Source organism: Propioniciclava soli, from assembly GCF_038502305.1.
Classification (GTDB): Bacteria; Actinomycetota; Actinomycetes; order Propionibacteriales; family Propionibacteriaceae; genus Propioniciclava; species Propioniciclava soli.
This window is the reverse complement of record NZ_CP115965.1, coordinates 2,779,095-2,805,505: the sequence shown is the minus strand read 5'-3', so window position 1 is coordinate 2,805,505 and position 26,411 is coordinate 2,779,095. Positions and strand designations below refer to the sequence as shown.

Below are 26,411 nucleotides of genomic sequence, written 5' to 3'. Positions count from 1 at the left end.
TGACGCGCCGTCGGGGCGTCAGCGTCGCGCCTGCAGCGCCGTGCGGTAGAGGCGTCCGGCGCGGTAGGACGAGCGGACGAGCGGCCCGGAGAGGACGCCCGAGAACCCGATCTCCTTCGCCTCGGCCTCCAGCTCGGCGAACTCCTCCGGCGTCACCCACCGGTCGATGGGGTGGTGGAGCGCGGAGGGTCGCAGGTACTGGGTGATGGTGATGAGCTCGGTGCCCGCGTTGTGGATGTCGCGCAGCGCCTGGCTGATCTCCTCGCGGGTCTCGCCCATGCCCAGGATGAGGTTGCTCTTGGTGACCAGACCGAACGCCCGGGCCTTCTGCAGCACCGTGAGGCTCCGGTCGTAGTCGAAGGCCGGCCGAATGCGCTTGAAGATGCGCGGCACCGTCTCGAGGTTGTGGGCGAACACCTCGGGCCGGGACTCGAACACGGTCTGCAGGGGCCCGTCCTCGCCCTTGAAGTCGTCCACCAGCAGCTCTACCCCGGTGCCGGGGTTGAGCTCGCGGATCTGGCGGCACGTCTCGGCGTAGAGCCACGAGGCGCCATCCGGCAGGTCGTCGCGCGCGACGCCGGTGACGGTGGCGTACTTCAGCCCCATCTCGCGCACCGATTCGGCGACCCGACGCGGCTCGTCACGGTCGTAGTCGGTCGGCTTGGCGGTGGCGATCTGGCAGAAGTCGCAGCGGCGCGTGCAGGCGTCCCCGCCGATCAGGAACGTGGCCTCCCGATCCTCCCAGCACTCGAAGATGTTGGGGCAGCCCGCCTCCTGGCACACGGTGTGGAGGTCGGAGTTCTTCACCCGCGACTGCATGTCCCGGTACTCCGGGCCCATCACCGCGCGCGTCTTGATCCACGACGGCTTGCGTTCGATCGGCGTCTCGGCGTTGCGGGCCTCGATGCGGAGCAGACGGCGCGGCTGGGTGTCGGTCACCGTTCCATGGTAGTCGGCCGTGCCCCGCGCCCCGTCAGCGACCCGGGTGCGGACGCGACGCCGGGCGTCCGGGTGAGGTCGTGCAGCACGGGCTTGAGGTCCAGCCACCACTGCTCCAGCGGACGCCGCGCCTGCCAGTCCACCAGCTCGTCGAGGTCGCGGACGTCCCGCATCCCGTCCGGGGTGACGAACACGTGCTGGTCGGCGCCGGACGCGAGCTGCTCGGTCACCCACTGCATCGCCTGGGAGGCGAGCCGGACGCCGTTGATGCGGTCGAACGGCGAGGGCGCCCCGCCCTGCTGGACGTGCCCGAGCACGCTGCCGCGGACGCTGAACTCGCCCCGGCCCTCGGCCTCGAACATCCGGGTGATGAGGTCGGTGGTGTAGAAAGGGGACGCCTCTTCGTTGCGGATCGCGAGGTAGAACGACCGGCCGCTGCGGAACCCCTCGACCATCGCGTCGATGTCGGTCTTCAGGTCGGCGATCGTGATGCCGTCCTCGTGCAGATAGACCCGCTCGGCGCCGACGGCCACGCCCGTGGTCAGCGTCAAAAAGCCGCAGTGGCGCCCCATCGTCTCCACCACGAACGCACGCTTCGCCGCCGAGGCGGACATCTTGATGAGGTCCACCGACGACACGGCCACGTTCAGCGCCGTGTCCGCCCCCACCGCCATCTGCAGGCCGGGCAGGTTGTTGTCGATCGAGCACGGCACCACGACGATCGGGAGCCGCAGCGCCGGGAACCGCTTGCGTTCGGCGTGGATCAGCGTGAGGGCTCGGTAGGCGTTGAAGCCGCCGATGATGATGAGGGCGTCCAACCCGGAGGTCTCGATCGAGCGTGAGAGGGCGTAGAGGTCCTCCTCGGTCGGAATCGTCCGGCGCGTCCCCAGGTTCGCCCCGCCGGATGCCGTCCACCCCTCCACGTCGCCCCAGCCGAGCCGGCGGATGTCGCCGTCGATCAGCCCGGGGAAGCCGCCGTGGACGCCGAACATCTCATGCCCGCGGTCGATCCCCAGCCGGATGACGGCCGCCGCCGTGGCGTTCATGCCCGGCGCCAGGCCACCGCAGTGCAGGACGCCGATCTGACGGCAGTCCTCGAGCGGCTCGGCGTCCGGCCGCGCCTCCGAGAGCTGGTGAAAAGCCTGCGTCATCTGGACGAACGATCGCCCGCGGGCGGCCATCGCCTCGTCGTAGCGGCCCTCCTCGATGAGGGACGCCACCCGCCGCGTCGCAGCGACCGCCTCCATGAGCGGCATGAACGTGGGCCGGTTGCCGCGCACGGCGACGAGCTGCGGTTCGCGATCGCCGCGCAGCACCTCCCCGACGGCGGCGTGGCCGAGCATGGTCGCCATCCAGCGGTCGTACGCGCTCGGCGTCCCGCCCCGTTGGACGTGGCCGAGGATCGTCACGCGGGCGTCCTCACCCATCTCGTCGGCCAGCACCACGCGGACGTCCTCAGGCGTGATCGGGTTGCCCTGCCGGTCCTGCGTCCCCTCGGCGATCACCACGATGGACGTCCGCCGCCCGGCGCGCCGGCTCTGGCGCAGCACGTGGGACATGTGCTGCTTCCAGTCGTCGGCCGGCGGCGACTCGGGGATCAACACGTAGTCGGCCGCCCCCGCGATGGCGCTCATGACCGCCAGGTAGCCGCAGTGCCGGCCCATCACCTCGACCACGAAGGAGCGCTGGTGGCTGGCGGCGGTGCTGCTGATGGCGTCGATGGCCTCGGTGATTCGGTGCAGCGCGGAGTCCGTGCCGATCGTCATGTCGGTGCCGACCATGTCGTTGTCGATCGAGCCGACCAGGCCGGCGATGACGAGTTGCGCGTGCCGCTCGGCCTGCTCGGCGGTGATCTCGCCCGCGTCGGCCAGCTCGGCAACGAAGGCGGGCCACTCCTCGCGCAGCCGGTCGGTGCCGGTGAGGGACCCGTCGCCGCCGATGACGATGATGCGATCGATGCCGTGCGTGATGAGATTCAGCGCCGCCCGCTTGCGCCCGTCGCGCTCGCGGAACGCCGCGCACCGGGCGGTGCCGATGACCGTGCCGCCGCGGGCCAGGACGTTGCCGACGTCGTCCCACTCCAGGCGGCGGATCTGGTCGCCGCCGTCGACGGCGCCCTGCCAGCCCTCGTGGATGCCGAACACCTCGGCACCCGCCTGGATGCCGGCCCGGACGACGGCCCGCACGGCCGCGTTCATGCCCTGGGCGTCGCCCCCCGACGTCAGCACTCCGATCCGGACCGTCACGCGCTTTCCTCCCGTTCGTCGAACCGCTGCCAGCCTAACGAAGCCGGGTTACGCGGGGGTGTCCTCCGTCCAGGCGAAGGACAACTGTTCGCGCAGCAGCGGTTCGAGCTGGCGGGCGACCTCGACCAACGCGGGCGCGGGGCGTCCGAGCTCGTGCTCCAGCGACGTCACGCCGGCGTCGGCGATGCCGCAGGGGATGATGTTGCCGAACGCACCGGTCGCCTCGGCGCGCACGTTGAGCGCGAAGCCGTGCAGCGTCGTCATGCGGGAGACCCGGATGCCGATGGCGCAGATCTTGCGCTCCGGGCGTCCCCCGGAGGGAGCGAGCCAGACGCCGGTGCGGCCCTCGACGCGGCCGGCGGGGACGCCGTGGGCGTCCAGCAGATCGATGACCGCCTGCTCGAGGCGGCGAACGTACTCCAACGGGCCGATCTGGCGGGTCAGCCCGACGATGGGGTAGCCCACGAGCTGGCCCGGGCCGTGGTAGGTGATCTTGCCGCCACGGTCGACGTCAACGACGGGGGTACCGTCGAAGGGACGCTCGGCCGGCAGCGTCCGCCGACCGGCCGTGTACACCGGGTCGTGCTCGACGAACAACACCTGCGGCGGCAGCTCACCGGCCACCACCTGGGCGTGCACGGCGCGCTGCACGTCCCAGGTCGCCATGTACTCCCCCCGGGTGGGCGGGGTGTCGGCCAGCCCCAGGTAGTGGAAGCCGAGCGGGCCGGGCCCGGCCGCACCGGCGTTCACGACGCCGGAGCTGGCCGGCCCGGCCAGGGGCGTCACAGGCCGAACTCGGCGCCGAACGCGCCCTCCTCGAGCCGCGCCTTCACGAAGCTCAGGAAGCGGGCGGCGTCCGCGCCGTCGACCAGGCGGTGGTCGTAGCTCAGCGAGAGGTACATCATGTCGCGGATCGCGATGACCTCGCCGAGCTTCGCATCCTTGATCACCATCGGGCGCTTCACCAGCGCACCCGTGCCGAGGATGCCCGACTGCGGCTGGTTGATGATGGGCGTGTCGAACAGCGTGCCGGCCGAGCCGTAGTTGGTGATGGTGAACGTGCCGCCGCTCAGCTCGTCGGGGCCGATCTTGCCGTCACGGGTCCGCTTCGCGATGTCGCCGATCTTCTTGGCGAGCGCCGTCACGGTGAGGTCGCCGGCATCCTTGATCACCGGCACCATGAGGCCGCGCTCGGTGTCCACCGCGATGCCCATGTGCTCGGCGTCGTGGTAGGTTACCTGGCCGGCCTCGATGTCCAGCTCCGCGTTCAACATCGCGAACTGCCGCAGGCCCTCGGTCGCCGCCTTCACGATGAACGGAAGGTACGACAGCGAAGCACCCTCGCGCGCCTTGAAGTCGTCCTTGGCGCGCGCCCGGAGCTGGCTGATCGCCGTCAGGTCGACCTCAACGGTCGCCGTCAGCTGGGCCGAGCCCTGGAGCGACTCCATCATGCGCGAGGCGATCACCTTGCGCATGCGGCTGATCTTCTCCGTCGTGCCGCGCTTGCTGTCCGGCTTCGCGTCGGCCTTCGGCGTGGACGGCTGCGGCGCGGCCTGGGGCTGCTCGGCGGCTGCCTCCTGCTTCGGGGCCTCCTGCTTCGGCGCCTCGGCGGCCTTCTTGGCCTCCTCGGCGGCGGCCAGGACGTCCTGCTTGCGGATGCGACCGCCCACGCCGGTGCCCGTCAGCGAGCTGAGGTCCACGTCGTGCTGGGAGGCCAGCTTGCGCACCAGCGGCGTCACGTAACCCACGTCGCTCGAGCCGGCGGCACGCCGCGGTGCGGCCGTCCCGGGGGTGGGGGCCTCGGAGCCCGAACCCTTCGCGGGCGCCTCGTCCTTCGGCTCGGCGGGGGTTCCGGGGGTGTCTGCCGGAGCGGACTCCCCGGAGGACGCGTTCGCCGCATCGGCGGCGGCGCCCTCCTCCTCGGCCACCTCGCCGGCGTCCGGGGCAGGAGCCACGGACTCCTGCTGCGCGCCGGCTTGGTCGGGGTCGCCGATGATGGCGAGGACGGCGCCGACCTCGGCGGTCTCGTCCTCGTTGACCTTGATTTCGAGCAGGGTGCCGGCGACGGGGGAGGGGATCTCGGTGTCGACCTTGTCGGTGGACACCTCGACGAGGGCTTCGTCGGCCTCGACGGTGTCGCCGACCTCCTTGAGCCAGCGGCTGATGGTGCCCTCGGTCACGGACTCGCCGAGTGCGGGGAGGGTGACGTCGGTGCCGGAGGTGGCCGCGCCGCCGCCGGACGGCTTCGGGGCGGGCTTGGGTGCCTCGGCCTCGTCGTCGGCTTCGGTGGAGGGCTTGCCCTCCTGCGCCAGGGGCGGCTCGTCGTCGGCGGGGGCGTCCGCCTGGCCGCTGTCGTCGGCGGGGGCGTCGGACGAGGTGCCGGCCTGGTCGGGGTCGCCGATGATGGCGAGGACGGCGCCGACCTCGGCGGTCTCGTCCTCGTTGACCTTGATTTCGAGCAGGGTGCCGGCGACGGGGGAGGGGATCTCGGTGTCGACCTTGTCGGTGGACACCTCGACGAGGGCTTCGTCGGCCTCGACGGTGTCGCCGACCTCCTTGAGCCAGCGGCTGATGGTGCCCTCGGTCACGGACTCGCCGAGTGCGGGGAGGGTGACGTCGGTGCCGGAGGTGGCCGCGCCGCCGCCGGACGGCTTCGGGGCGGGCTTGGGTGCCTCGGCCTCGTCGTCGGCTTCGGTGGAGGGCTTGCCCTCTTGCGCCAGGGGCGGCTCGTCGTCGGCGGGGGCGTCCGCCTGGCCGCTGTCGTCGGCGGGGGCGTCGGACGAGGTGCCGGCCTGGTCGGGGTCGCCGATGATGGCGAGGACGGCGCCGACCTCGGCGGTCTCGTCCTCGTTGACCTTGATTTCGAGCAGGGTGCCGGCGACGGGGGAGGGGATCTCGGTGTCGACCTTGTCGGTGGACACCTCGACGAGGGCTTCGTCGGCCTCGACGGTGTCGCCGACCTCCTTGAGCCAGCGGCTGATGGTGCCCTCGGTCACGGACTCGCCGAGTGCGGGGAGAGGGACTTCTGTCGACATGGCTGTCAGGCTCCTTCGTCGGTGCTGTCGTCGGGGTTGGCCGATCGGGGGCCAGCCTAGCCGTCCGATCCGACACGCACACCCATCGCGTGGCGAACCGGACGGTGCTCCTCAGCGGAGCGGGATCAACCGCGGGCCAGGTCCCGCGCGAGGCTGACCAGGGTGCGGACGGCGAAGCCCGTGCCGTACTTCGGCGTGTAGTCACGCGGGGCGTTGCCGTTCCAGGCCGGCCCGGCGATGTCGAGGTGCGCCCACGGGCGTCCCTCGCCGGCGAACTCGCGCAGGAACGCGGCCGCCGTGAGTGCGCCGCCGTAGCGGCTCTTGCCGGAGCTCACCAGATCGGCCACATCGCTAGAGAGGTTGTCCTTGATCTCCTCGGGGATCGGCAGGTGCCAGAAGGGCTCCCCGGACGACTCCGCGGCATCGAGCAGCAGATCGGCGGTCGCGTCGTCGGACGCCATCAGCCCGGCGGTCCGCTCGCCGAGGGCGACGAGGCACGCACCGGTCAGGGTCGCGACATCGACGAGCAGGTCGGGGTCATCCTCGCCGGCGCGCACGAGGGCGTCCGCCATGACGATGCGCCCCTCGGCGTCGGAGTTGGCGTTCTCCACGGTCGTGCCGCCGTACATGGTGAGCACGTCGGAGGGACGGTAGGCCGTGCCCGACGGCATGTTCTCCGCCAGGGGCGCCCATGCGGTCACCTTCACCTTCAGCTTCAACTCGGCGATGGCGGCCACGGCCGCGAGCACCGCGGCCGCCCCGCCCATGTCGCACTTCATGGTGTACATGCCGTCGGCGGGCTTGAGGTTGAGGCCACCGGTGTCGAACGTGATGCCCTTGCCCACCAGCGCCAGGTGGGCCTTCGCGCCGCGCGGGTTGTGCGTCACGCGCACCAGCCGCGGCGGACGGGCCGAACCGCCGCCGACGGCGAGGATGCCGCCGTAGCCACCCCGGGCCAGGGCCTTCTCGTCCAGCACCTCGACGTCGAGCCGCGTGCCCTTGGCCATGTCCCGCACGTCGTCGGCGAACGTCTCGGGGTAGAGGGCGTTGGCGGGGGTGTTCACCCAGTCGCGGGCGCGGCAGACGGCCTTCGCGACGGTCTCACCCTCGGCCACCGCCGCAGCCGCGGCGGGGGCGTCCGACACGATCGTGACCGCGCCGATCGGGCGCGCGGCCTTCGTGGCGGACGCCTTCGCGTAGCTGTAGGCGCCCAGCAGGGCGCCCTCCGTGACGCCGCGGATGACCTCGGGCTCGACGGCCTCGAGGCTCACCGCGACAGAAAGGCTGCGGTCGCCGGCCAAGCGCGCGGCCGCGCGCACGGCGTTGCCGGTGGCCCGACGCACCTGCTCGGGCGTCACGTCAACACCGCCGACACCCACCACGACGACGACGGGCGAGCCGGGCAGCGCCACGACCGTCCCGGGCTTGGGCAGGGCGCCCAGCGTCTGGGCCGCCTCCATCAACGGGCTGCCCGAACGCTTCGACCACGCCTTGTCGACGTCGTCCGGGACGCCGACGAGCACAGAGGAACCCAGGGCCTCGGCCATCCCGACGACGAGGACGTCCGTCGAGGACGGCACGGAGGTGGCGGAGGTGATGGTGGGCAGTTCGGAGACGGGCACGAGGGTTCCTCTCTGGGTGCTGGAGTCTGGGCGCAAAGACTCGTCCCCACCCTATCCCCACGCTACGTTGGGGCCATGGCCGACCTGCTCACCTCGCCCCTGCACGACCGTCACGTCGCCCTCGGGGCGAAGTTCGCCGAGTTCGGCGGGTGGAGCATGCCGCTGCAGTACGCCGGCGTCGTCGCCGAGCACCACGCGGTGCGCCAGGCCGTCGGCGTGTTCGACGTCAGCCACCTCGGCAAGGCCCGCATCAGCGGCCCGGGCGCCCGGGCGTTCGTCAACGCCTGCCTCACCAACGACCTCGACCGCATCGGCCCGGGCCAGGCGCAGTACACGCTGTGCTGCGCGCCCGACGGGGGCGTCGTCGACGACCTGATCGTCTACCTGCGCGCCGACGACGACGTGTTCTGCATCCCCAACGCGGCGAACACGGCCGAGGTCGTCCGGTTGCTGGCCGAGGCCGCGCCGGAGGGCCTCACGGTGGAGAACCAGCACGCCGAGTTCGCCGTCATCGCCGTCCAGGGGCCGTTGTCGGACGACGTGCTGACCGCGCTGGGCGTCGATGCGGAGTTCGACTACATGCAGTTCCGCACCGGCCGCATCGCCGACGCGGAGCTCACCGTCTGCCGCACGGGCTACACCGGCGAGCGTGGGTACGAGCTCGTGTGCCGCAGCGAGGACGCCGGCGCGGTGTGGGACGCGGTGATGGCGGCCGGGGCCGACCTCGGCATCACCCCTTGTGGCCTGGGCGCCCGTGACACCCTGCGCACCGAGATGGGGTACGCCCTGCACGGGCACGAGCTGTCGCCCGAGATCACTCCGGTCATGGCCGGTCTGGTGTGGGCCGTGGGCTGGGACAAGCCGACCTTCTGGGGGGCGGACGCCCTCCGCGCCGAGCGCGCCGCCGGGCCGTCGCGCCGCCTGCGCGCGCTGCAGGCACCGGGCCGGGCCATCCCGCGGCCGGGGATGGACGTGGTGGACGCCGACGGCGCGGTGATCGGCACCGTCACCTCGGGCACCTTCTCGCCGACGCTGACGGTGGGCATCGGCTTGGCCCTGCTCGACCCGCCCTTCAAGCCGGGCAGCGAGGTGGGCGTCGCCGTGCGCAACCGCATCGAGCCGTTCAGCGTCGAGAAGGCGCCCCTGGTCACCCCCCAGGTGCGCGCCTGAGCCCCGCCCCGCTGCGGCCCCGCACGAGCGGCTGCCGACGCGCGGAGGGGCCGTCGAGGAGCATGTGGACCCGAGGAAATGGCGCCATGGCGCCATTTCCTCGGGTCCAAATGCAAATCACCGGCGAGTCACTGGCGAGTCACCGGCGAGTCGCCAGCGAGTCGCGGGGCGCGTTGGTCATGCCAAGAGGCTCATGGGGCCGTAGAGGACGTGGTCGTCCTCCATCAGCGTGACGTCGGTGACGCCGGCGTCCACCAGGTCCTCGTACGAACCGGTGAGCCAGGCCTCGGCGTCCGCCCGGGTGGGGAAGCACTGCCCCAGGCCGGTGTCGCGGTCGTCCACCGTCTGCTCGGTCACCCAGCGGAACGACATCAGATCGCCTCGCCCCGCTTGACCCGCGGCGGGGGCTGGCGCCACCGGCGGAACGACAGCTGCCGGTTGAATCCGTACATGAGCAACCCGCGGAAGGAGGTCAGCCCGAGCCGCTCGGACGCCAGCTTCTTGTACTTGCGCCACATCAGCATCGTGTCCAGCACCATGCCGAGGATGTAGCTCCACGAGAAGACCAGGAACACGTTCATCCACTGCACGAACCCCGGCACCAGGGTCAACACCAGCAGCAGCATGAAGATCGGCAGGGCGAACTCGCCGAGGTTCCAGCGCGCGTCCACGTGGTCGCGCATCAGCTGGCGCTCGGGCTGGCTCTCCGTCAGCGTCATGGTCTTCTGTCGGCGCTGGAAGTCCTGCTGCCGCTGCCGCTTGCGGGCCTCCTTGGGCGACAGGCTGGGGTTGAGGCGCTGGCGTCGGGCGGCCTCGGCGTCCCGGCGTGACGGCGTCGGTGCCGACTTCTTGCGCGGGCCGGTGCCCTCCACGACGGGGGCCACCGGCTCCGGCTCGGTGGGCTGGGGCGCTTTTCTCAGGGCCACGATCTTCTTCCTCGGTGCGGTCTCGACGTCCGGCAATGTGCCGGCCAGTCTAGTTCAGGGGCGGGCCGGTTCAGGGACGGGTCGGGGGCTGCGTCGTCGCCGAGGGCTGCCCGGGCCGCGGCCCGGCAGCTAGGCTGGGCGCGTCATCTGCCCACGGAAGGACGCACGCACGACATGGCCGGTCTCTTCACCCGTCTCAAGACCGTCTTCGGCGCGAAGGCCGACAAGGCCCTCGACAAGCTCGAGGACCCGCGCGAGACGCTCGACTACTCCTACCAGCGCCAGCTCGACCTGCTCCAGAAGGTGCGCCGCGGCGTCGCCGACGTGGCCACCAGCCGCAAGCGGGTCGAACTCCAGGCGAACCAGCTCGACGCCGAGATGAAGAAGTTCTCCCTCAGCGCCCAGCGCGCGCTCGAGGCCAACCGTGAGGACCTGGCCCGCGAGGCGCTCACCCGCAAGTCGGGCCTGCAGAGCCAGCTCGACGACCTCATGACGCAGCACGCCCAGCTGCAGGGCGAGGAGGAGAAGCTGGTGCGCGCCAGCACGCGCCTCCAGGCCAAGGTGGACGCCTTCCGCACCCGCAAGGAGACGATCAAGGCAACCTACTCCGCCGCCGAGGCGCAGACGCGCATCAACGAGGCCTTCACCGGCATCGGCGAGGAGATGGGCGACGTCGGCCTGGCAATCCAGCGGGCTGAGGACAAGACGCAGCAGATGCAGGCCCGTGCCGGCGCCATCGACGAGCTGCTCGCCTCCGGCGCCCTCGAGGATCCGACGAGCACGTACAAGGACGACATCACGCGCGAGCTCGACGCGCTGGCGTCCGACGCGACCGTCGAGAACGAGCTCGCCGCGATGAAGGCGTCCATGGGCGCCATCGGCACCGGCGGGGCGCCGCAGTCGGCGCCCCAGCTGCCAGCCGGCGAGCCCGTCGACGCCGAGGTGACCGAGGTCACCGAGGGCGACTCCGCACGCGGGAACCAGGGGTGACGCCATGATCGTGCGCATCCTCGGTGAGGGTCAGTTCCGCCTCGCGGACGCCGACCTCGACCGCATCAACGCCCTCGACGACACCGTTGAGGACGCCGCCCGCGCCGGCGACGCCGCCGGGCTGGCGTCCGCCCTGGCCGGCCTGCTGGGCTCGGTGCGCGAGCAGGGGACGCCCCTGGACGACGACGTGCTCGTCGACTCCGACGTGATCCTGCCCGACGCGGAGGCCACGCCCGAGCAGATCGTGGCCTGGATGGACGAGAACCCCGACTTCGAGGGGCTCTTCCCGGGCGAGACCGCGGGAGGCGCCGGGGCGACCGGGGACCGCTGAGTGCGGGTCCTCATCTGCACGGACTCCATCGGGGCCCTCGCGTCGGCGGACGCGGGGGCCGCGCTCGGTCGGGCCTTCCGCGCGGCCGCCCCGGCCACCCAGGTGGCCGTCGTGCCCATGGCCTCGGGCGGGGACGCCCTCGGTGCCGCCCTGGGAGTGCTCGGTGACGACGCCGTCGTGGTGCGGGCCCCCGGTGACGCGCACCGGGACATCCACGGCGACATCCACCGGGACGCTGACCGGGACGCCCCGGCGTGGGAGCACCTCGTCCACGCCAGCTCGGCCGGGCTGGGCGAGGCGCTGCTGCGCGCGCTGGCCGACGCCCCGGCGCGCGTGGTGGTCGACCTCACGGCCCTCGTCACCCACGACGGGGGAGCGGGGCTGCTGCACGCCCTGGGCGCACGGGCCGATGTGGCCCTGGACGCCGGCGCCGCCGGCCTGGCCGGGCTCACCGATGTCGACCTCACCCCCGCCCGCGCCGCCCTCGGGGCGGCCGACCTCATCGCCGTGGTGCCGGCCGCCGAGCTGGGGGATCTGCTGCTCGGCCTGCGCGGCCTCGCCGCTCGGCGCGGCCATGCGGCCGGTATCGACCCCGCCGTGATGCTGGCCACCGACGCGGCCCTCGGCGCGCTCGCGTCGGCGCTCGGCCAGGCGGACGCCCCGGGTCTCGGCGCCGCGGGCGGGTGCGTGCTTGCCCTCGCCGCGCTCGGGGCGGAGGTCACCTCCGGGCCCGCGCTGTGCGCCCAAGTGGCCGGTCTCGAACGCACCGCGGGTCTCGCCGACGTGCTCGTCACCGGGGCCGACACCCTTGACTTCGCCACGCGGGGCGGCGACGTCGTCGCCGAGGTGGCCGCCACGGCCGGTCGCGTCCTGCGGCCCTGCGTGGCGGTGGCCCGCCGCGTCGACGTGTCGGCGCGCGAGCTGCGCACGTTCGGCCTGGAGGTCGCCTACGAGCTCGGCGGCGAGCCCGACCTCGATGCCGACGGCCTCACCGCCCGCGCCGGCGGCGTGGCGTCCAGCTGGACCTGGTAGCGCCGCCGGCGTCCGCCCTCAGGCCAGGTGACCCTGGCGCACCGCGTCGGCCTGGGCCTGCAGCGCCAGCCGCATGACCTCGAACGTGTGCTCCTGCGGGCAGGCCGTCTCCGTGCGGTCGCGGACGTCATCCAAGAACTGCCGGTAGTAGGTGACCGGGAGGTCGTCGCAGCTCTCGTGGTGGACGCCGTCGGCGTCCGCGACGAACAGGTGGTTCGTGCCCTCGCGTCCGGCGATGTCGACGTACTTGCGCAGCTCGATGTACCCCTGCGTCCCGAGGATGAACAGGCGGCCGTCACCCCAGGTGGGCAGGCCCTCGGGGGTGAACCAGTCGACGCGGACGTACCCGGTCGCGTGATCGTTGCGCAGCACGACGTCGCCGAAGTCCTGGAAGGCCGGGTCGTCGGGGTGGGCGTAGTTGGCGACGGTGCTGGACGCCACCTCTGCCGTGGTCGAATTCGTGAACCACAGGAACTGGTCGAACTGGTGGCTGGCGATGTCGACCAGGATGCCGCCGAAGTTGGCCTCGTCGTAGAACCAGTCCGGACGCCCGCCGCTGGCCCCCAGGTGGGCCCGATCGCCCTCGCGGTGGGGGCCGAGGCCGAGGGTCTGGACGACCTGACCGATCCGGCCCGACCGGGCGATCTCACCGGCCCGCGCCACGGCGGGAACCTCGAAGCGCTCGGAGTAGGTGACCGACCAGATGCGACCCGTCTCGGCCACGGTGGCGCGCAACTCCTCGAGCTGGGCCATCGTGGTGCAGCCCGGCTTGTCGGTCATCACATCCTTGCCGACGCGCAGGGCGGCGAGGGCGATCTCGGCGCGGTCCTTGGGGATCGCGGCGGTGACGATGACGTCGATGTCGGGGTCGGCGAGCAGCTCGGCCTCGGAGCGGGTGGGCACGTCGGGGGCGTTCTCGTGGAACGTCTGGGCGATGCCGGAACGTTCGTCACGCGTCGCGACGCCCACGAGCTCGGCCCCGGCGGCGAGCAGCCCCCGGGTCTGGCCGAAGATGTGCGCGTGGTCGAGCCCGATGGCGGCGAACCGGATGGGAACGGCGTCGTTCATGGTGTGGTGACCTCCTCAGGCGCCCAACCTAGCCGTTTCCGCGGCGGCGTGGGGCGTGCGGCTAGCATGGTTCACGGAACGTGCACCACAGGCCCGGGCGGCCACCGGCGGCGGCGACAGCGGCCCGCGGGGACGCGCGGCAACGGCCTGGGGAACAATTGGCGTCCGCGACGCGTTGTCGGGGATGCGAGAACACCCGATCCATCGGAGGAACCACCCATGAGTGTTGAGTTGACGCCCGAGACCGAGGCCGACGGCATCGTCCTGACCGAGGTCGCCGCGAAGAAGGTCTCCGACCTGCGCGAGAGCGAGGGCGAGGAGAACCTGGTGCTGCGCATCAGCGTCGCGCCCGGCGGCTGCTCGGGCCTGCGCTACCAGTTGGCGCTGGACGACCGTGAGCTCGACGGCGACGTCGAGAAGGAGTGGTACGGCGTCAAGGTCGTCACCGACCGCATGAGCGCGCCCTACCTGTCGGGGGCCACGATCGACTTCGTGGACACGATCTCCCAGCAGGGTTTCACCATCGACAACCCGAACGCGCAGGGCTCCTGCGCCTGTGGAGACAGCTTCCACTGATCACATTTCGGCCACGGCTGGCGAAAAGCGCCCGTCCCACCGCTTCGCATGAGGCGTGGGGCGGGCGTTTTGGGTTAGTGTTGCGGCTGAGCATCGACAGCTCGGCCGAGCGCTGCTTGCACAGCCCCGGCGGGCCAACCAGACGGAAGGGTGTGACGTGGGTCGGACGAGATCCGGGCGAGCCGCACGGCGGGTCGCTCTCACCGCGGTGGCGCTCGCGTCGACCGTGGCGCTGACGGGCTGTTCAGAGGCGACGATGGAGCAGTGGGGCCGGTGGGGCCTGCCCGAACCCATTTCGGATCGTGCCCCGTTCATCGGCAACCTGTGGAACGGCGCCTGGATCGCCTCGATGGTGATCGGCGTCTTCGTGTGGGGCCTCATCGGCTGGGTGATCTTCCGCTACCGGCGCCGCAGCGACGACGAGCTGCCGCGCCAGACGCGGTACAACCTCCCGCTGGAGATCCTCTACACCCTGGTGCCGTTCCTCATCATCGGGGTGCTGTTCTTCTTCACGGTGCAGAGCCAGAACGCGGTGCTGGCCAAGGATTCCCCCGACGTGGTGCACGAGATCGACGTCGTGGGCCAGAAGTGGTCCTGGACCTTCAACTACCGCGAGGCCGACAACCCCGAGATCGGGTCGGACGCCCACACGATCGGCACCATCGAGCAGATCCCCACCCTGGTGCTGCCCGTGAACGAGCCGGTGCGGTTCAACCTGGAGTCGGCTGACGTCATCCACTCGTTCTGGATCCCGGGCTTCTACTTCAAGCTCGACGTGGTCCCCGGGCGGCACAACAGCTTCGACGTGACGCCGACGACCGAGGGCACCTACCTCGGCAAGTGCGCCGAACTGTGCGGCACGTACCACGCCGCCATGGTCTTCAACGTGGAGGTCGTGAGCGTCGAGGAGTACAACGCGCGCATCACCGAGCTCGCGGAGACAGGCAATGCGGGGCTCGAAGGGGTTCCGGAATTCCCGGGCTCCGGCCCCAGGACGGAGGGCTGACATGACCACGGCTGCACGCGTCGACGGTGCCACCGTCGCACGCCCCGCTCGGCGCCAGAACCTTGGCGCCCTCGTCATGAGCTACATGACGACGACCGACCACAAGGTCATCGCCAAGCTGTACATCTGGACGGCCCTGGCGTTCTTCGGGCTCGGTGGCCTGTTGGCCCTCGGCATCCGCGCCGAGCTGGCGTTCCCCGGCGTCCAGTACTTCAACTACGAGGCGTTCAACCAGCTCTTCACGATGCACGGCACGATCATGTTGCTGATGTTCGCGACGCCGATGTTCGCCGCGTTCGCCAACGCGCTGCTGCCGTTGCAGATCGGCGCCCCGGACGTCGCCTTCCCGCGCCTCAACATGTTCGCCTACTGGCTCTACCTGGTGGGCTCCCTCGTCGCGTGCGCGGGCTTCCTCAGCCCGGACGGCGCCGCGTCGTTCGGCTGGTTCGCCTACGTGCCGCTCTCGGACGCGGTGAACTCGCCCGGAGTCGGCGGCGACCTCTGGCTCGTCGGCCTCTACATGCTGGGCCTGAGCTCGATCGTCGGCGCGGTCAACTTCATCACGACCATCGTCTGCATGCGCGCCCCCGGCATGACCATGTGGCGCATGTCGATCTTCACCTGGAACATCCTGGTCACCTCCATCCTCGTGCTGGTCGTGTTCCCGGTGCTGGCCGCGGGCCTGCTGGTGCTGCTGAGCGATCGCGTGCTGGGGACGCACATCCTCGGTTCGGCCACGGGCGGCGCCATGCTGTGGCAGCACCTGTTCTGGTTCTTCGGCCACCCCGAGGTGTACGTCCTCGCCTTGCCGTTCTTCGGCCTCATCACCGAGATCCTGCCGGTGTTCAGCCGCAAGCCGGTGTTCGGCTACGTCGGCCTCGTCGCCGCGACGCTGTCCATCGGCGGCCTCTCGATCTCGGTCTGGGCCCACCACATGTTCGTGACCGGCGCGGTGAACCTGCCGTTCTTCTCGTTCATGACATTCCTCATCGCGGTGCCGACCGGCGTGAAGTTCTTCAACTGGATTGGCACGATGTGGGGCGGCTCCGTCCGGCTCGACAGCCCGATGCTGTGGTCGATCGGCTTCCTCACCACGTTCCTGTTCGGTGGCCTGACCGGCGTCATCCTGGCGTCCCCGCCGCTGGACTTCCACGTGTCGGACACCTACTTCGTGGTCGCGCACTTCCACTACGTGCTGTTCGGCACCGTGGTGTTCGCGATGTTCGCCGGGTTCTACTTCTGGTGGCCGAAGATGTACGGCTACATGCTCAACGAGCCGTTGGCCAAGCTGCACTTCTGGCTGGTGTTCGTCGGCTTCCACACCACGTTCCTCGTCCAGCACTGGCTGGGCATCGAGGGCATGCAGCGGCGCATCGCCGACTATTTGCCGGGCGAGGGGTTCACCTTCCTCAACCAGGTCTCCACCGTCGGCGCCTTCCTGCTCGGCGTCTCGATGCTGCCGTTCCTGTGGAACGTCTACACGAGCCACAAGAATGCCCCGCGCGTGACCGTTGACGACCCCTGGGGTTGGGGCCGGTCGCTGGAGTGGGCGACGTCCTGCCCGCCGCCGCGGTTCAACTTCACCAAGCTGCCGCGCATCCGCTCGGAGTCGCCGGCGTTCGACCTGTACCATCCGGAGGCGGCCCAGCAGGGCCCGCACCGGGTGAACCCGTTGCAGGAGGATCTGGTGCACGGCGACGCTGAGGAGACCAACTGATGAGGACCGAAGCCCGCGTCTTTTTGTTCCTGGTCATCTTCTTCGGCGTCGTCACGCCAGCCTACGCCGGTGTCACCTGGTGGCTGGACGGCGCTCTCGAGCCCATCGGCACCACCGTCCTCGCCCTGACGCTGCTGTTCTCGGCCATGATCTGGGGCACGTTCGCCATCACTGGGCGGACGCTGACCCGGGGCAACCAGCCCGGCCGCCCCGAGGACCGGAAGGACGCCGAGATCATCGACGGCGTCGGTGCCCTCGGGTTCTTCCCGCCGAAGAGCTTGGTGCCGTTCTGGTCGGCCATCGCCATCATGCTGCTGTTGCTGGGCCCGGTCTTCGGCTGGTGGATCTCGCTGATTGGCGTCGCGGTCGGCATCTGGACCGTGTTCGGCTGGGCGTACGAGTTCTACGTCGGCGACTACCGCCACTGATCACCACCCCTCGCTGCGAGGGCCGCGCCATCACGCGCCATCGCCCCGGGCGGCTTCGGCCCGCCCGGGGCGATGTGCTCTGCGAACACCTCTGGGGTGCTCTGAAGCCCCGGGGGATCCTGTAGGGGCCTGCGCGGGCCGGTGTGGGCCCGTGGGGGGCGCACAGGTCCGCTACCAGGACTGGTGCAGGGGCCGGCCCTCTTCGTAACCTGAGCGGCTCTGGACGCCCACGTTGGCCCGGGTGTGGAACGTCTTGAGCGTCCTGGCTCCCGCGTAGGTGCAGGAGGAGCGCACGCCGGAGGTGATGAAGTCGATGAGGTCCTCCACGCCGGGGCGCCCGGGGTCCAAGTACATCCGCGAGGAGGAGATGCCCTCCTCGAAGAGACCGGCCCGGGCACGCTCGAAGAAGCTCTGCTCCTGGGTGCGCGCGCGGACGGCGCGGGCGGACGCCATGCCGAAGCTCTCCTTGTAGGCGCGGCCGTCCGGGGCGACGTTCATGACGCCGGTGGACTCGTAGGTGCCGGCGAACCACGAGCCGATCATGACCGCGCCGGCGCCGGCCGCGAGCGCCAAGGAGACGTCGCGGGGGTGACGGACGCCGCCGTCGGCCCAGATCGCCTTGCCCATCTCGGCCGCAGCCGCCGCACAGTCGAGCACGGCCGAGAACTGGGGGCGTCCGACGCCGGTCTGCATGCGGGTGGTGCACATCGCACCCGGCCCGACGCCCACCTTGACGATGTCCGCCCCGGCCTCGATCAGGTCCACCGTGCCCTCCGCGGTCACCACGTTGCCGCCGACGAGGGGCACCCGGGGGCCACCGGCTGCGGCGTGGGCGTCCCGCAGTGTGCGCACGAGGCGGATGGCCTCGAGCATGCGGTCCTGGTGTCCGTGCGCCGTGTCGAGCACGAGCACGTCCGCGCCGGCGTCCAGCATCGCCCGAGCGCGTTCCTCCACGTCCCCCGAGATCCCGACCGCCGCGCCGATGCGGAGGCGCCCGGCCGCGTCCACAGCGGGGGAGTAGATCGCCGACCGCATGGCCCCCTTCAGCGTCAGGACGCCGACCAGCCGCCCGTCGCCGTCGGTGGCCAACGCGAGGCGATGACGACGTTCGGTGAGCTTGGCGAACACATCCTTCGGCGAGGTGTCGGCCCCCACGACCGTCAGGTCGGTGGTCATCAGCTCGTGGACGGGCACGAACCGGTCCATGCCGTCGCCGTCGGAGGGGGAGACGAGCCCGACGGGTCGGCGCTCGTCGTCGAGCACGACGGCGACACCGTGGGCGCGCTTCGGAATGAGGGCGAGCGCCTCACTGATCGTGGTGTCGCGGGTCACGTGAATCGGCGTGTCGAAGACCACGTGTGCGCTCTTGACCTTCGTGATGAGCCGCGTGGCGACCGCAGCCGAGAGGTCTTGAGGGATCACGGCGAGCCCGCCGCGGCGGGCCACCGTCTCGGCCATGCGCCGCCCGGAGATGGCCGTCATGTTCGCGACCACGAGGGGAATCGGCAACCGGAGGCCGTCGGTGGAGGAGAGGTCGACGTCCATGCGGCTGCGGATGGCCGATCGCGTCGGCGACATGAAGACGTCGTCGTAGGTGAGGTCGAAGTCGGGCCTGCCGGTCGTGAAGCGCACCCGCCCATGCTACCGGTGAACGCCGAAGGCCCCCACCCGGTGTTCCGGGTGGGGGCCTTCGCCGCGCGGCTCAGACGAGCTGACGCGGTTTGTCGTCATCGGAGGCGTCGTGGTGGTGCGCCTCCTCGATCTCGGCCGCGGTCGGCTTGCGCACGTCGTCGCCCACGAACCAGCGCGACATGCGCGCGGTGAACCCGGAGACCGCGTTGGGGTCGCGACGGCGGACGCCCTGCTCGTCCTCGGTCTCGCTCGCCTCCAGCGGCTCGTACTGCTTGTGCTGGGTGAGGGCGAAGGCCTCCTCCTGCGAGATGGGTGCGTGGGCCTCGGCGTAGCCTCCCTCGGGATCGCGAACCAAGATGCCGGACTCGCTGCCGTGCAGGACGCGCTCGCGGTCGGCGCGCTGCAGCGACAGGCAGATGCGCCGGGTGACGATGAAGGCGATCACAGGAGCGACGAAGACCAACACCCGGATGGCCACGGTGACCGCGTTCAGGGACACGTTGAACTGCGTCGCGATGATGTCGTTGGCGCCGTTGATCCAGAACATGCCGTAGCAGGCCATGCCTGCCACGCCGAGGGCGGTGCGGGTCGGGGCGTTGCGGGGGCGGTCGAGCAGGTGGTGCTCACTCGTGTCGCCCGTCAGCTTCGCCTCGACGAACGGCCACAGGGCGAGCACCGTGAACAGCAGGCCCATGAGTCCCACGCCGGGCAGGAACACCGCCCACGTCCACGTCGTACCGCCCCAGTGGGATTCCCATCCCGGCGGGATGAGGCGCAGGGCACCCTCCAGCCAGCCCATGTACCAGTCCGGCTGGGAGCCGGCGGTGACCTGCGCGGGGTTGTAGGGCCCGTACAGCCAGACCTGGTTGATCGACAGGGTGGCACCCATCAGGATCAGGGCACCGAAGACGATGAAGAAGAAACCGCCGGCCTTGGCCATGTACACCGGGAACAGCGGGTAGCCCACGACGTTGCCCTCGGTGCGGCCCGGGCCGGGGAACTGCGTGTGCTTGTGGTACACCACGAGCGCCAGGTGGGCCGAGATCAACCCGAGGATGATGGCCGGCACCAGCAGGATGTGGACCATGTAGAGCCGCGAGATCAGCAGTTCGCCCGGGAACTGGCCCCCGAACACGAAGAACTCGGCCCACGTGCCGATGACGGGGATCGAACGGATCAGACCGTCCACGAAGCGCAGGCCTGTGCCGGAGAGCAGGTCGTCCGGCAGCGAGTAGCCCGAGAAGCCCGCGATCAGCGACGTGGCCATGAGGCCCACGCCGATCAGCCAGTTGACCTCGCGCGGCTTGCGGAAGGCACCGGTGAAGAAGACGCGCAGCATGTGGGCGGTCACGGCCGCCACGAACAACAGGGCCGCCCAGTGGTGGATCTGGCGCACGAGGAGGCCACCGCGCACGTCGAAGCTGATGTCCAGCGTCGAGGCGAACGCCTCCGACACGTGACGCCCGCGCATCAGCTCGTAGGTGCCGGCGTACTCGATCTCGGCCATCGACGGTCGGAACCAGATGGTGAGGAAGATGCCGGTGATGAGCAGGACGACGAACGCGTACAGCGCGACCTCGCCCAGCAGGAACGACCAGTGGTCGGGGAACACCTTGCGCAGCCCCGCCTTGCCGAGCTTCGCGAGGCCGACGCGCTCGTCGAGCCACGTCGTCCCGCGCGGCATCGCCCGCTGCGGCGGCGCGACGGTGGCTCCGGTGGTGTCCCGCGGCTCGGGGGCCGCGGGGGTGGGTACAACTTCAGCGGGCCTGGCCATCACTGATCACCCTCTTGGTAGTCGTTGCGGGAGTCGCGCTCGAAGAAGCTCGGACCCACCGGCACGGTGAAGTCGCTCTGGGCCACCAGGTAGCCCTCGGCGTTGACCCGCAGCGGGAGCTGGGGCAGGGACCGGGCCGCCGGACCGAACACGACGACACCGGAGTTGCCGAGGTCGAACGTGCTCTGGTGGCAGGGGCACAGGACGTGGTGCGTCTGCTGCTCCCACAAGGTGATGGGGCAGCCGACGTGGGTGCAGATCTTGCTGTAGGCCAGGATGCCGCCCACCTGCCAGTCGCGGCGGGATTCGGGAATCTGGATCCGGTTGGGATCCATCCGCACCACGATGAGGGCCGACTTGGCCTTCTCGGTCAGGTAGTCGTGGCCGTTGAGGTCGAACAGGCTGGCCGGCTCGGCGTTGACGAGTTGGCCGATCTCCAGGTCCTCTGGGCGCAGCGGCTTGGCGTTGACGTCGTTGACGACCACCTCACCCTCGGTCCAGAGCGTCTTCTCGATGGTCTCCCGGCGGACGGCGGCGGTCGGCCACGGCCCCATGTCGGCGAGCGTCACGAGCGCCGGGACGGCGAGGATGCCGAGGGCACCACCGAAGCTGCCCAGGAGCATGCCGCGGCGGGAGACACCGGCGTCCACGACGCCCGCATTGACCTTCTCGGCGAAGGCGGCCCGCGTGGCGGCGTCCGAGGTGGCCGGGTGGCGCTCCTCGACCATCTCGTGGTCGCTCATCAGCTGGCGCGCCCAGTGGACGGCACCCAGGCCGACCAGCAACACGGCGAGGCCGCCCGTGAGCCCCAACAGCAGGTTGTTCAGCGGCCAGTGGGTGCCGAGGAGAGGCACCCACAGGTCTTGGGGCACCGCGAAGTAGACCACGACGAACGCGATGGCCAGCAGCGGTACGAGGCCGAACATGGTGACGACCTGGCGGTACGCCCGGCGGGCCGCCGCTGGATCGGTGTCGGTGTAGCGCTCGACGTGCTCACCGAGACCGGGGTCGGCGACAGGCAGGCGGGCGTCGTCCTCGACGGGGGCGAGGCTGGTGTGTTCGGTGCTGCTCATCGCTTCAGCGCTCCTCGGGATGCGATCCACACGGCGACGAGGCTCAGCCCGCCGATACCGATGATCCAGACGGCGAGGCCCTCGGTGACGGGACCGAAGCCACCCAGGGTGAAGCCGAGTGTGGGCTGTTCCTCCATGGTCTTGAGGTAGCCGATGATGGCCGCCACGTCCTCGTCCGGGATGGCGCCCTCGGAGAACACCGGCATCTGCTGCGGGCCGGTCCGCATGGCCTCGTAGATGTGCAGGGGCTCGACACCGGTCAACGGCGGGGCGTACTTGCCGTTGGGCAGGGCACCCCCGACGCCGGCGGCCTGGTGGCAGGCGGAGCAGTTGGTGCGGAACATCTCGCCGCCGCGGGCGATCTCGTCATCGGTGAGCGTGCTGTAGTCGTACTGCGACGAGTTCGGGACCGCCGGGCCGGGGCCGAGGGAGGCCACATACGCCGAGATAGCAGCGATCTCCTCGGCCGAGTAGGTGTTGGGCCGGCGGGGGGCCTGCTGGGCGGGGCGGGCCATCGGCATGCGGCCCGTGCTCATCTGGAAGTCGACGGCGGCGGCGCCGACGCCGACCAGCGTCGGGCCCTGCGAGGAACCCTCACCGTTCAGGCCGTGGCAGGAGGAGCAGGTGACCTGGTAGAGAGCCTTGCCCTCGGCCACCTGACCCGACATGCCCGTGTCCGCCGCCACCTGGGTGGACGGGACGAACGCGGCGTAGAGCGAGCCGAAGAGGATGAGTGCGAGGACGAGGGCCGCGGGGCGGGCCGCCCGGTGTCGCCGTCGGGTGCGTGGAGGTCGCATGAGCGTGGTGCGCCTTTCGGTCGGGGCGGTCAGCGGATGAGGTAGATCACCGCGAACAAGATGATCCACACGACGTCGACGAAGTGCCAGTAGTAGGAGGTGACGATCGCGTGGACGCGCTGCTCGTGGGTGAAGGTGCGGGCGACGTAGGTGCGGCCGATGAGCACGAGGAAGGCGATGAGGCCACCCAGGACGTGCAGACCGTGGAAGCCCGTCGCGAGGAAGAACGCCCCCGTGTACGCGTTGGTGGACAGCACGAATCCCTCGGAGACCAGGAGGGTGTACTCGTAGGCCTGACCCCCGATGAAGATGGCGCCCATGACGAACGTGAGCAGGTACCACTCCCGCATGCCCCAGGCAGCGACGTTGGCGATGCTGCCCGTGCGGCCCACGCGTCCCTTCTCGGCACGGAACACGCCGATCTGACAGGTCACGGAGCTCAGCACCAGGATCGTGGTGTTGATCATCGAGAACCACGGCCACTGTTGGCCGAACACCACGGGATCGGTCAGGAAGTGGGAGGTTCCCCACTCCCACATGCTCTGCTGGCCCGTGGCGGCGGCGGTGGCGTTGGTGTGGTCGCGCAGCGAGAAGTACGCCGCGAACAGCGCCGCGAAGAACATCAGCTCGCTGGCCAGCCAGATCAGGGTGCCGATCGCCACCATGTCGGGGCGTCCCTTGACGCCGTGGAGGCGTGCAGCAGGCACCGGATGGACGGCGCCGGGGGGCAGGGCCACGGTCGCGCTCGCACTGGAAATGTTCGCCACGGGCGCCATTATTACCGTTCGACCCTGTCGCGGTCACGTCGTAGGGGCGGTTCCGGGCGAAATAGTTGGGTGTTCGTTATGTGCGGGGGCCCCGCGCGGGTGCGGACGACCCGGAAGCCCGGGTCGGGATAGCATGAGCCTCGACCCTGCCCGACAGTGAGGACGCCATGACCGACCAGGCCAGCATTCTGGTGTATTCCGACGATCGCACCGTGCGCGAGAGCATTCGGCTGGCGCTCGGGCGCCGCGTGGCGGCCGACGTGCCCGCGGTGGTGATCACCGAGTGCGCCACCCACCAGGCCGTCAGCAAGGCCTTGGACGCCGGCGGCTTCGATCTCGTGGTGATGGACGGCGAAGCCACCCCGGCCGGCGGCATGGGGCTCTGCCGGCAGGTCAAGGACGAGACCCCCGACTGCCCGCCCGTGCTGCTGCTGGTGGCCCGCGTGGCGGACGCCTGGTTGGCCACCTGGTCGCGCGCCGACGCGGTGGTGTCGTACCCCGTCGATCCGATCCGCCTGCCCGCGGCGGCCGCCGATCTGCTGCGCGCGCGGCTGGCCCGGGAGGCGTCCGCGTCGTGACCCCCGGCTGGCCCGACCTGCTCTCCCATCTCGTCGGACACGGCGACCTGGACGCCGGGCAAGCAGCCTGGGCGATGAACCAGGTGCTCTCCGGAGAGGCGACGCCGGCCCAGATCGCCGGGTTCATGGTGGCGCTGCAGTCCAAGGGCGTCACCGCCGACGAACTGTCGGGCCTCGTGTCCGGCATGCTCGACAACGCCCGACCCGTCGCGCTGCCGTCCGAAGCGGTCGACATCGTCGGCACGGGTGGGGATCGCGCGAACACCGTCAACGTGTCGACCATGGCGGCCATCGTGGCCGCGGCGGCGGGCGCGCGGGTCGTGAAGCACGGCAACCGGGCGGCCTCCTCGGCCTGCGGCACGGCGGACTGCCTCGAGGCGCTCGGCGTGACGCTGGACCTCGAGCCTGAGCGGCAGCGGGCCGTGTTCGACGCCGCCGGCATCGTCTTCTTGTTCGCTCCCGTCTATCACCCCTCGCTGCGTCACGCCGCCGTTCCCCGGCGCGAGCTCGGCATTCGTACTCCCTTCAACTACCTGGGGCCGCTGGCCAACCCCGCCCGCCCGCGTGCCGCCGCCCTGGGGGTGGCCGACGGCCGGATGGCCGCGCTCATGGCCGACGTGCTGGCCGGACGCGGCGCGCGCGGCCTGGTGTTCCACGGTGGCGATGGGCTCGACGAGCTGACCACCACGACTGCCAGCGACGTGTGGGTGGTGGCCGACGGTGACGTCACCCGCACCCGGCTCGACCCGGCCGATCTGGGGCTGCCCCGCGCACAGCCCGACGACCTCGTCGGCGGCGACCCGGACCACAACGCCGCCGTGGTGCGCGACACCCTGGCCGGCGCGACCGGCCCCGTGCGTGACATCGTGCTGCTCAACGCTGCGGCCGGCCTGCTGGCCTTCGACGGGCCGGACGCGAGCGCTCCCCTGGCCGACCTGCTTGCTCCCCGGTTGGCGCGCGCCGCGGAAGCGGTCGACTCCGGGGCGGCGGTCGCCCTGCTCGAACGCTGGGTGGCTGCAACCCAAGCCTGAGCGCGCGGCGTCGCCCTTCAGAGCGCGCCCGACACCGCCCACCAGACGAGGGCGAGGAAGGGGCCAGACCACAGGCCCGGGCCGTACGGGAACGGGCCGGTGTGGCGCCCGGCCCGGTGCGCAAGGCCCCAGACGGCGCCGGCGCACGTGCCGGCCAGCACCGCCGCGGCGGTGAGGGTGACGCCCCCCTCGAGTGCGGCCACGGCACCGATCGTGGCGGCGAGGCGGACGTCGCCGTACCCCACCTGACGCGTCCACGCCCACACGGCGTGGAAGAAGCCGCCCACGGTCACGGCACCCAGCGCCGCCGCCCCCACGGGGCCGAGCTCGCCGCGCACGAGCGCTGCCGTCGCCACACCGACGGCGGCCACCCCCCAGCCGATGCGGGAGAGTGCCGCGGGGAGCCAGGTGGTGCGCGCATCGATCACGACCGCCCAGACGTTCACCACCGCCAGCGATGCCCACGCCAGCCAGTGGGCCACGGGGGTGAGGCAGGTGACCAGCCCCGTGACGACGAGGGTGAGCGCGCCCACCGCCACCAGGAGTCGCGGCGTGGCGAGAGCCGGGTAGTCGGGTGCCTCCGGCGGGCGGGGGAGGCGGCGCAGCACCCACGGCGTCGCTGCGGTGGTGACCGCAGCGGTCACCACGGCGGTCAGGAGCGATGGCCACGGCACGGCCCGAGCCTAGGCTGCCGACGCGACCGCGGCCGGCCGAGCGCTCACCCCTCGGTCGCGTCCGGCCGCGCCCAGCGCCGACTTGTCGATCAGCTCGTGGGCGGCCAGCACGCCGTAGGCCCACGCGTTGGTCACGGGTCCGTTGGCCCCGGCCAGCAACGCGGTGGTGACCTCCTTCGGCACGCCCATGTGCACGGCGAGTTCGTGGGGGTCGTGCCCGCGCCGCGCCAGCTCCGCGAGCCGCTGCCGCGTACGGCCACCCCCGACCCACGTGTGCGACAGGGCGGTGACGTTCTGGGGCGTCACCGCCAACAGCAGGTGGGCCGCGTGCCGCGGGAGGCGGCGCAGCCGGCGTCCGTTGCGACCCTGGACCAGGGATGTCGCGGTGCTGATGGACACCCCGGCGCTCAGGGCGACGACCTGCCACGGCAGCCCGGCGATGGTGCTGACGTGGAGGAGGTGGGCGCGGAACGGGGCGGCATCCACCCACGCGTAGGGGTGGGCGTCGCCGGGGTGACGGGTGGTGCTCATGGCAGACCTCCTGAGTGCTCTCACCCGAACAAGGCCCGCCCCGTGGGCGGATTGTGAGCACTCGGGGCCAGTTTTTTCTGGAGGCCCCCCGGGACGCGACGAGGGGGGCGTGGCACGCGGCCACGCCCCCCTCGGGGTCGCGTCGTCAGGTCAGCGCTGGGCCTTGGTGAAGCCCGCCGCCTCGGCGGCATCCTCGCTGTTGAACCACACGTCGGCGATCGTGCGCTCGTAGCCCCCGTTGCCCTGCACGTGGAACTTCATCGAGCGCTCGTTGCCCTTGATCACGTAGCCCTCCGGCGGGTTGGTCCCGACGTAGGACCCCTCACCGTGAGGGCTATCGACGAAAGGGTCGGCATCGCCCTCCGGGGCGTCGGTGTCGTCGACGACCGTCTCGGTGGTCTCCTCGACGGTCACCGGCTCCTCGACGACCTCGGTCACCACCGGCTCCTCGACGACCTCCTCGGTCAC

General features: G+C 71.2%; 25 protein-coding genes and 1 pseudogene. 10 read left to right on the top strand and 16 right to left on the bottom strand.

Translation table 11 applies throughout. From position 1 onward, the window contains the following. Positions 1-18: 18 nt before the first annotated feature. From lipA to PCC79_RS12635, 5 genes are all read right to left on the bottom strand, one after another. A complete protein-coding gene (gene lipA / locus PCC79_RS12655) occupies positions 19-939 on the bottom strand; it encodes a lipoyl synthase (RefSeq protein WP_342372040.1) in 921 nt (306 codons plus the stop codon). Further along, a complete protein-coding gene (locus tag PCC79_RS12650) occupies positions 936-3,185 on the bottom strand; it encodes a 6-phosphofructokinase (protein WP_342372039.1) in 2,250 nt (749 codons plus the stop codon). Before PCC79_RS12650 ends, lipA begins: the two co-directional genes overlap by 4 nt. A gap of 48 nt (positions 3,186-3,233) precedes the next feature. Next, on the bottom strand, positions 3,234-3,971 hold the full coding sequence (gene lipB / locus PCC79_RS12645; protein WP_416046562.1) for a lipoyl(octanoyl) transferase LipB: 738 nt from the start codon (positions 3,969-3,971) through the stop codon (positions 3,234-3,236). Further along, positions 3,968-6,220: a 2-oxoglutarate dehydrogenase, E2 component, dihydrolipoamide succinyltransferase gene (gene sucB / locus PCC79_RS12640; protein WP_342372038.1), complete on the bottom strand. Its 2,253-nt coding sequence runs from the start codon at positions 6,218-6,220 to the stop codon at positions 3,968-3,970. Before sucB ends, lipB begins: the two co-directional genes overlap by 4 nt. 125 nt (positions 6,221-6,345) lie before the next feature. After that, on the bottom strand, positions 6,346-7,842 hold the full coding sequence (locus PCC79_RS12635; RefSeq protein ID WP_342372037.1) for a leucyl aminopeptidase: 1,497 nt from the start codon (positions 7,840-7,842) through the stop codon (positions 6,346-6,348). 75 nt (positions 7,843-7,917) lie between these two features. Here PCC79_RS12635 and gcvT point away from each other — a divergent pair, with 75 nt between their 5' ends. Continuing rightward, positions 7,918-9,012 (top strand): glycine cleavage system aminomethyltransferase GcvT, encoded by a 1,095-nt coding sequence (gene gcvT / locus PCC79_RS12630; RefSeq protein ID WP_232548533.1) that lies wholly within the window; start codon positions 7,918-7,920, stop codon positions 9,010-9,012. A gap of 177 nt (positions 9,013-9,189) precedes the next feature. On the opposite strand, the gene PCC79_RS12625 is transcribed toward gcvT, so the two are convergent. Together PCC79_RS12625 and PCC79_RS12620 are read right to left on the bottom strand one after the other, a co-directional pair. Further along, positions 9,190-9,384: a hypothetical protein gene (locus PCC79_RS12625; RefSeq protein WP_232548534.1), complete on the bottom strand. Its 195-nt coding sequence runs from the start codon at positions 9,382-9,384 to the stop codon at positions 9,190-9,192. After that, entirely contained in the window at positions 9,384-9,974 is a 591-nt protein-coding gene (locus PCC79_RS12620; RefSeq protein WP_232548535.1) for a DUF3043 domain-containing protein, read from the bottom strand. Before PCC79_RS12620 ends, PCC79_RS12625 begins: the two co-directional genes overlap by 1 nt. A gap of 138 nt (positions 9,975-10,112) precedes the next feature. Here PCC79_RS12620 and PCC79_RS12615 point away from each other — a divergent pair, with 138 nt between their 5' ends. From PCC79_RS12615 to PCC79_RS12605, 3 genes are read left to right on the top strand one after another with little or no spacing between them, the layout of a single operon-like run. Further along, positions 10,113-10,928, top strand: a complete 816-nt coding sequence (locus tag PCC79_RS12615) for a PspA/IM30 family protein (protein WP_232548536.1) — start codon at positions 10,113-10,115, stop codon at positions 10,926-10,928. Positions 10,929-10,932: 4 nt separating this feature from the next. Beyond that, positions 10,933-11,259, top strand: a complete 327-nt coding sequence (gene pspAA, locus PCC79_RS12610) for a PspA-associated protein PspAA (RefSeq protein ID WP_232548537.1) — start codon at positions 10,933-10,935, stop codon at positions 11,257-11,259. After that, positions 11,260-12,291, top strand: a complete 1,032-nt coding sequence (locus PCC79_RS12605) for a glycerate kinase (protein WP_342372036.1) — start codon at positions 11,260-11,262, stop codon at positions 12,289-12,291. Between the two features lie 18 nt (positions 12,292-12,309). Here PCC79_RS12605 and PCC79_RS12600 read toward each other — a convergent pair whose 3' ends face one another. Then, on the bottom strand, positions 12,310-13,359 hold the full coding sequence (locus PCC79_RS12600; RefSeq protein ID WP_342372035.1) for a Gfo/Idh/MocA family oxidoreductase: 1,050 nt from the start codon (positions 13,357-13,359) through the stop codon (positions 12,310-12,312). Positions 13,360-13,578: 219 nt separating this feature from the next. Here PCC79_RS12600 and PCC79_RS12595 point away from each other — a divergent pair, with 219 nt between their 5' ends. The 4 genes from PCC79_RS12595 to PCC79_RS12580 all read left to right on the top strand — a co-directional run bounded on the left by PCC79_RS12595 (position 13,579) and on the right by PCC79_RS12580 (position 17,086). After that, a complete protein-coding gene (locus tag PCC79_RS12595; protein ID WP_232548540.1) occupies positions 13,579-13,935 on the top strand; it encodes a HesB/IscA family protein in 357 nt (118 codons plus the stop codon). A 313-nt stretch (positions 13,936-14,248) separates the two neighbouring features. Continuing rightward, entirely contained in the window at positions 14,249-14,941 is a 693-nt protein-coding gene (gene coxB / locus PCC79_RS12590) for a cytochrome c oxidase subunit II (protein WP_332836174.1), read from the top strand. A gap of 1 nt (position 14,942) precedes the next feature. Next, positions 14,943-16,658: a cytochrome c oxidase subunit I gene (gene ctaD, locus PCC79_RS12585; protein WP_342372034.1), complete on the top strand. Its 1,716-nt coding sequence runs from the start codon at positions 14,943-14,945 to the stop codon at positions 16,656-16,658. After that, positions 16,658-17,086, top strand: a complete 429-nt coding sequence (locus tag PCC79_RS12580; protein WP_232548542.1) for a cytochrome c oxidase subunit 4 — start codon at positions 16,658-16,660, stop codon at positions 17,084-17,086. Before ctaD ends, PCC79_RS12580 begins: the two co-directional genes overlap by 1 nt. 171 nt (positions 17,087-17,257) lie before the next feature. Here the strand turns inward: PCC79_RS12580 and PCC79_RS12575 are convergent, their stop codons facing one another. From PCC79_RS12575 to PCC79_RS12555, 5 genes are all read right to left on the bottom strand, one after another. After that, positions 17,258-18,718 (bottom strand): GuaB1 family IMP dehydrogenase-related protein, encoded by a 1,461-nt coding sequence (locus tag PCC79_RS12575; RefSeq protein ID WP_342372033.1) that lies wholly within the window; start codon positions 18,716-18,718, stop codon positions 17,258-17,260. A gap of 70 nt (positions 18,719-18,788) precedes the next feature. Then, complete coding sequence (locus PCC79_RS12570; protein WP_425325637.1) at positions 18,789-20,492, bottom strand: cytochrome b; 1,704 nt, start codon at positions 20,490-20,492, stop codon at positions 18,789-18,791. Beyond that, positions 20,492-21,565, bottom strand: coding sequence for a ubiquinol-cytochrome c reductase iron-sulfur subunit (locus tag PCC79_RS12565; protein WP_342372032.1), 1,074 nt, complete (start codon positions 21,563-21,565; stop codon positions 20,492-20,494). The genes PCC79_RS12570 and PCC79_RS12565 overlap by 1 nt, the downstream gene beginning before the upstream one ends. After that, positions 21,562-22,362 carry a cytochrome c gene (locus PCC79_RS12560; protein WP_342372031.1) on the bottom strand — a complete coding sequence of 267 codons (801 nt, stop codon included), beginning with the start codon at positions 22,360-22,362 and terminating at the stop codon, positions 21,562-21,564. The genes PCC79_RS12565 and PCC79_RS12560 overlap by 4 nt, the downstream gene beginning before the upstream one ends. A 29-nt stretch (positions 22,363-22,391) precedes the next feature. Beyond that, complete coding sequence (locus PCC79_RS12555; RefSeq protein ID WP_342373625.1) at positions 22,392-23,018, bottom strand: heme-copper oxidase subunit III; 627 nt, start codon at positions 23,016-23,018, stop codon at positions 22,392-22,394. A 278-nt stretch (positions 23,019-23,296) separates the two neighbouring features. Here PCC79_RS12555 and PCC79_RS12550 point away from each other — a divergent pair, with 278 nt between their 5' ends. Together PCC79_RS12550 and trpD are read left to right on the top strand one after the other, a co-directional pair. Continuing rightward, entirely contained in the window at positions 23,297-23,707 is a 411-nt protein-coding gene (locus tag PCC79_RS12550; RefSeq protein WP_232548545.1) for a response regulator, read from the top strand. Continuing rightward, entirely contained in the window at positions 23,704-24,738 is a 1,035-nt protein-coding gene (gene trpD, locus PCC79_RS12545) for an anthranilate phosphoribosyltransferase (protein WP_342372030.1), read from the top strand. The genes PCC79_RS12550 and trpD overlap by 4 nt, the downstream gene beginning before the upstream one ends. 17 nt (positions 24,739-24,755) lie before the next feature. Here trpD and PCC79_RS12540 read toward each other — a convergent pair whose 3' ends face one another. From PCC79_RS12540 to PCC79_RS17425, 3 genes and pseudogenes are all read right to left on the bottom strand, one after another. Continuing rightward, positions 24,756-25,412, bottom strand: coding sequence for a hypothetical protein (locus PCC79_RS12540; protein ID WP_342372029.1), 657 nt, complete (start codon positions 25,410-25,412; stop codon positions 24,756-24,758). A 9-nt stretch (positions 25,413-25,421) separates the two neighbouring features. Continuing rightward, complete coding sequence (locus PCC79_RS12535) at positions 25,422-25,943, bottom strand: hypothetical protein (RefSeq protein ID WP_342372028.1); 522 nt, start codon at positions 25,941-25,943, stop codon at positions 25,422-25,424. A 150-nt stretch (positions 25,944-26,093) separates the two neighbouring features. Further along, positions 26,094-26,261: pseudogene (locus tag PCC79_RS17425) on the bottom strand (DUF5324 family protein); the annotation flags it as partial. Positions 26,262-26,411: the final 150 nt, after the last annotated feature.

What these genes read in the sequence shown, in the direction of transcription:
- PCC79_RS12570 (WP_425325637.1), bottom strand. Translation starts at nt 20,492, where the DNA reads ATGGCCAGGCCCGCTGAAGTTGTACCCACCCCCGCGGCCCCCGAGCCG.
- sucB (WP_342372038.1), bottom strand. Translation starts at nt 6,220, where the DNA reads ATGTCGACAGAAGTCCCTCTCCCCGCACTCGGCGAGTCCGTGACCGAG.
- ctaD (WP_342372034.1), top strand. Translation starts at nt 14,943, where the DNA reads ATGACCACGGCTGCACGCGTCGACGGTGCCACCGTCGCACGCCCCGCT.
- PCC79_RS12565 (WP_342372032.1), bottom strand. Translation starts at nt 21,565, where the DNA reads ATGAGCAGCACCGAACACACCAGCCTCGCCCCCGTCGAGGACGACGCC.
- pspAA (WP_232548537.1), top strand. Translation starts at nt 10,933, where the DNA reads ATGATCGTGCGCATCCTCGGTGAGGGTCAGTTCCGCCTCGCGGACGCC.
- PCC79_RS12615 (WP_232548536.1), top strand. Translation starts at nt 10,113, where the DNA reads ATGGCCGGTCTCTTCACCCGTCTCAAGACCGTCTTCGGCGCGAAGGCC.
- PCC79_RS12600 (WP_342372035.1), bottom strand. Translation starts at nt 13,359, where the DNA reads ATGAACGACGCCGTTCCCATCCGGTTCGCCGCCATCGGGCTCGACCAC.
- gcvT (WP_232548533.1), top strand. Translation starts at nt 7,918, where the DNA reads ATGGCCGACCTGCTCACCTCGCCCCTGCACGACCGTCACGTCGCCCTC.
- PCC79_RS12580 (WP_232548542.1), top strand. Translation starts at nt 16,658, where the DNA reads ATGAGGACCGAAGCCCGCGTCTTTTTGTTCCTGGTCATCTTCTTCGGC.
- PCC79_RS12560 (WP_342372031.1), bottom strand. Translation starts at nt 22,362, where the DNA reads ATGCGACCTCCACGCACCCGACGGCGACACCGGGCGGCCCGCCCCGCG.
- PCC79_RS12535 (WP_342372028.1), bottom strand. Translation starts at nt 25,943, where the DNA reads ATGAGCACCACCCGTCACCCCGGCGACGCCCACCCCTACGCGTGGGTG.
- PCC79_RS12595 (WP_232548540.1), top strand. Translation starts at nt 13,579, where the DNA reads ATGAGTGTTGAGTTGACGCCCGAGACCGAGGCCGACGGCATCGTCCTG.
- PCC79_RS12550 (WP_232548545.1), top strand. Translation starts at nt 23,297, where the DNA reads ATGACCGACCAGGCCAGCATTCTGGTGTATTCCGACGATCGCACCGTG.
- PCC79_RS12625 (WP_232548534.1), bottom strand. Translation starts at nt 9,384, where the DNA reads ATGTCGTTCCGCTGGGTGACCGAGCAGACGGTGGACGACCGCGACACC.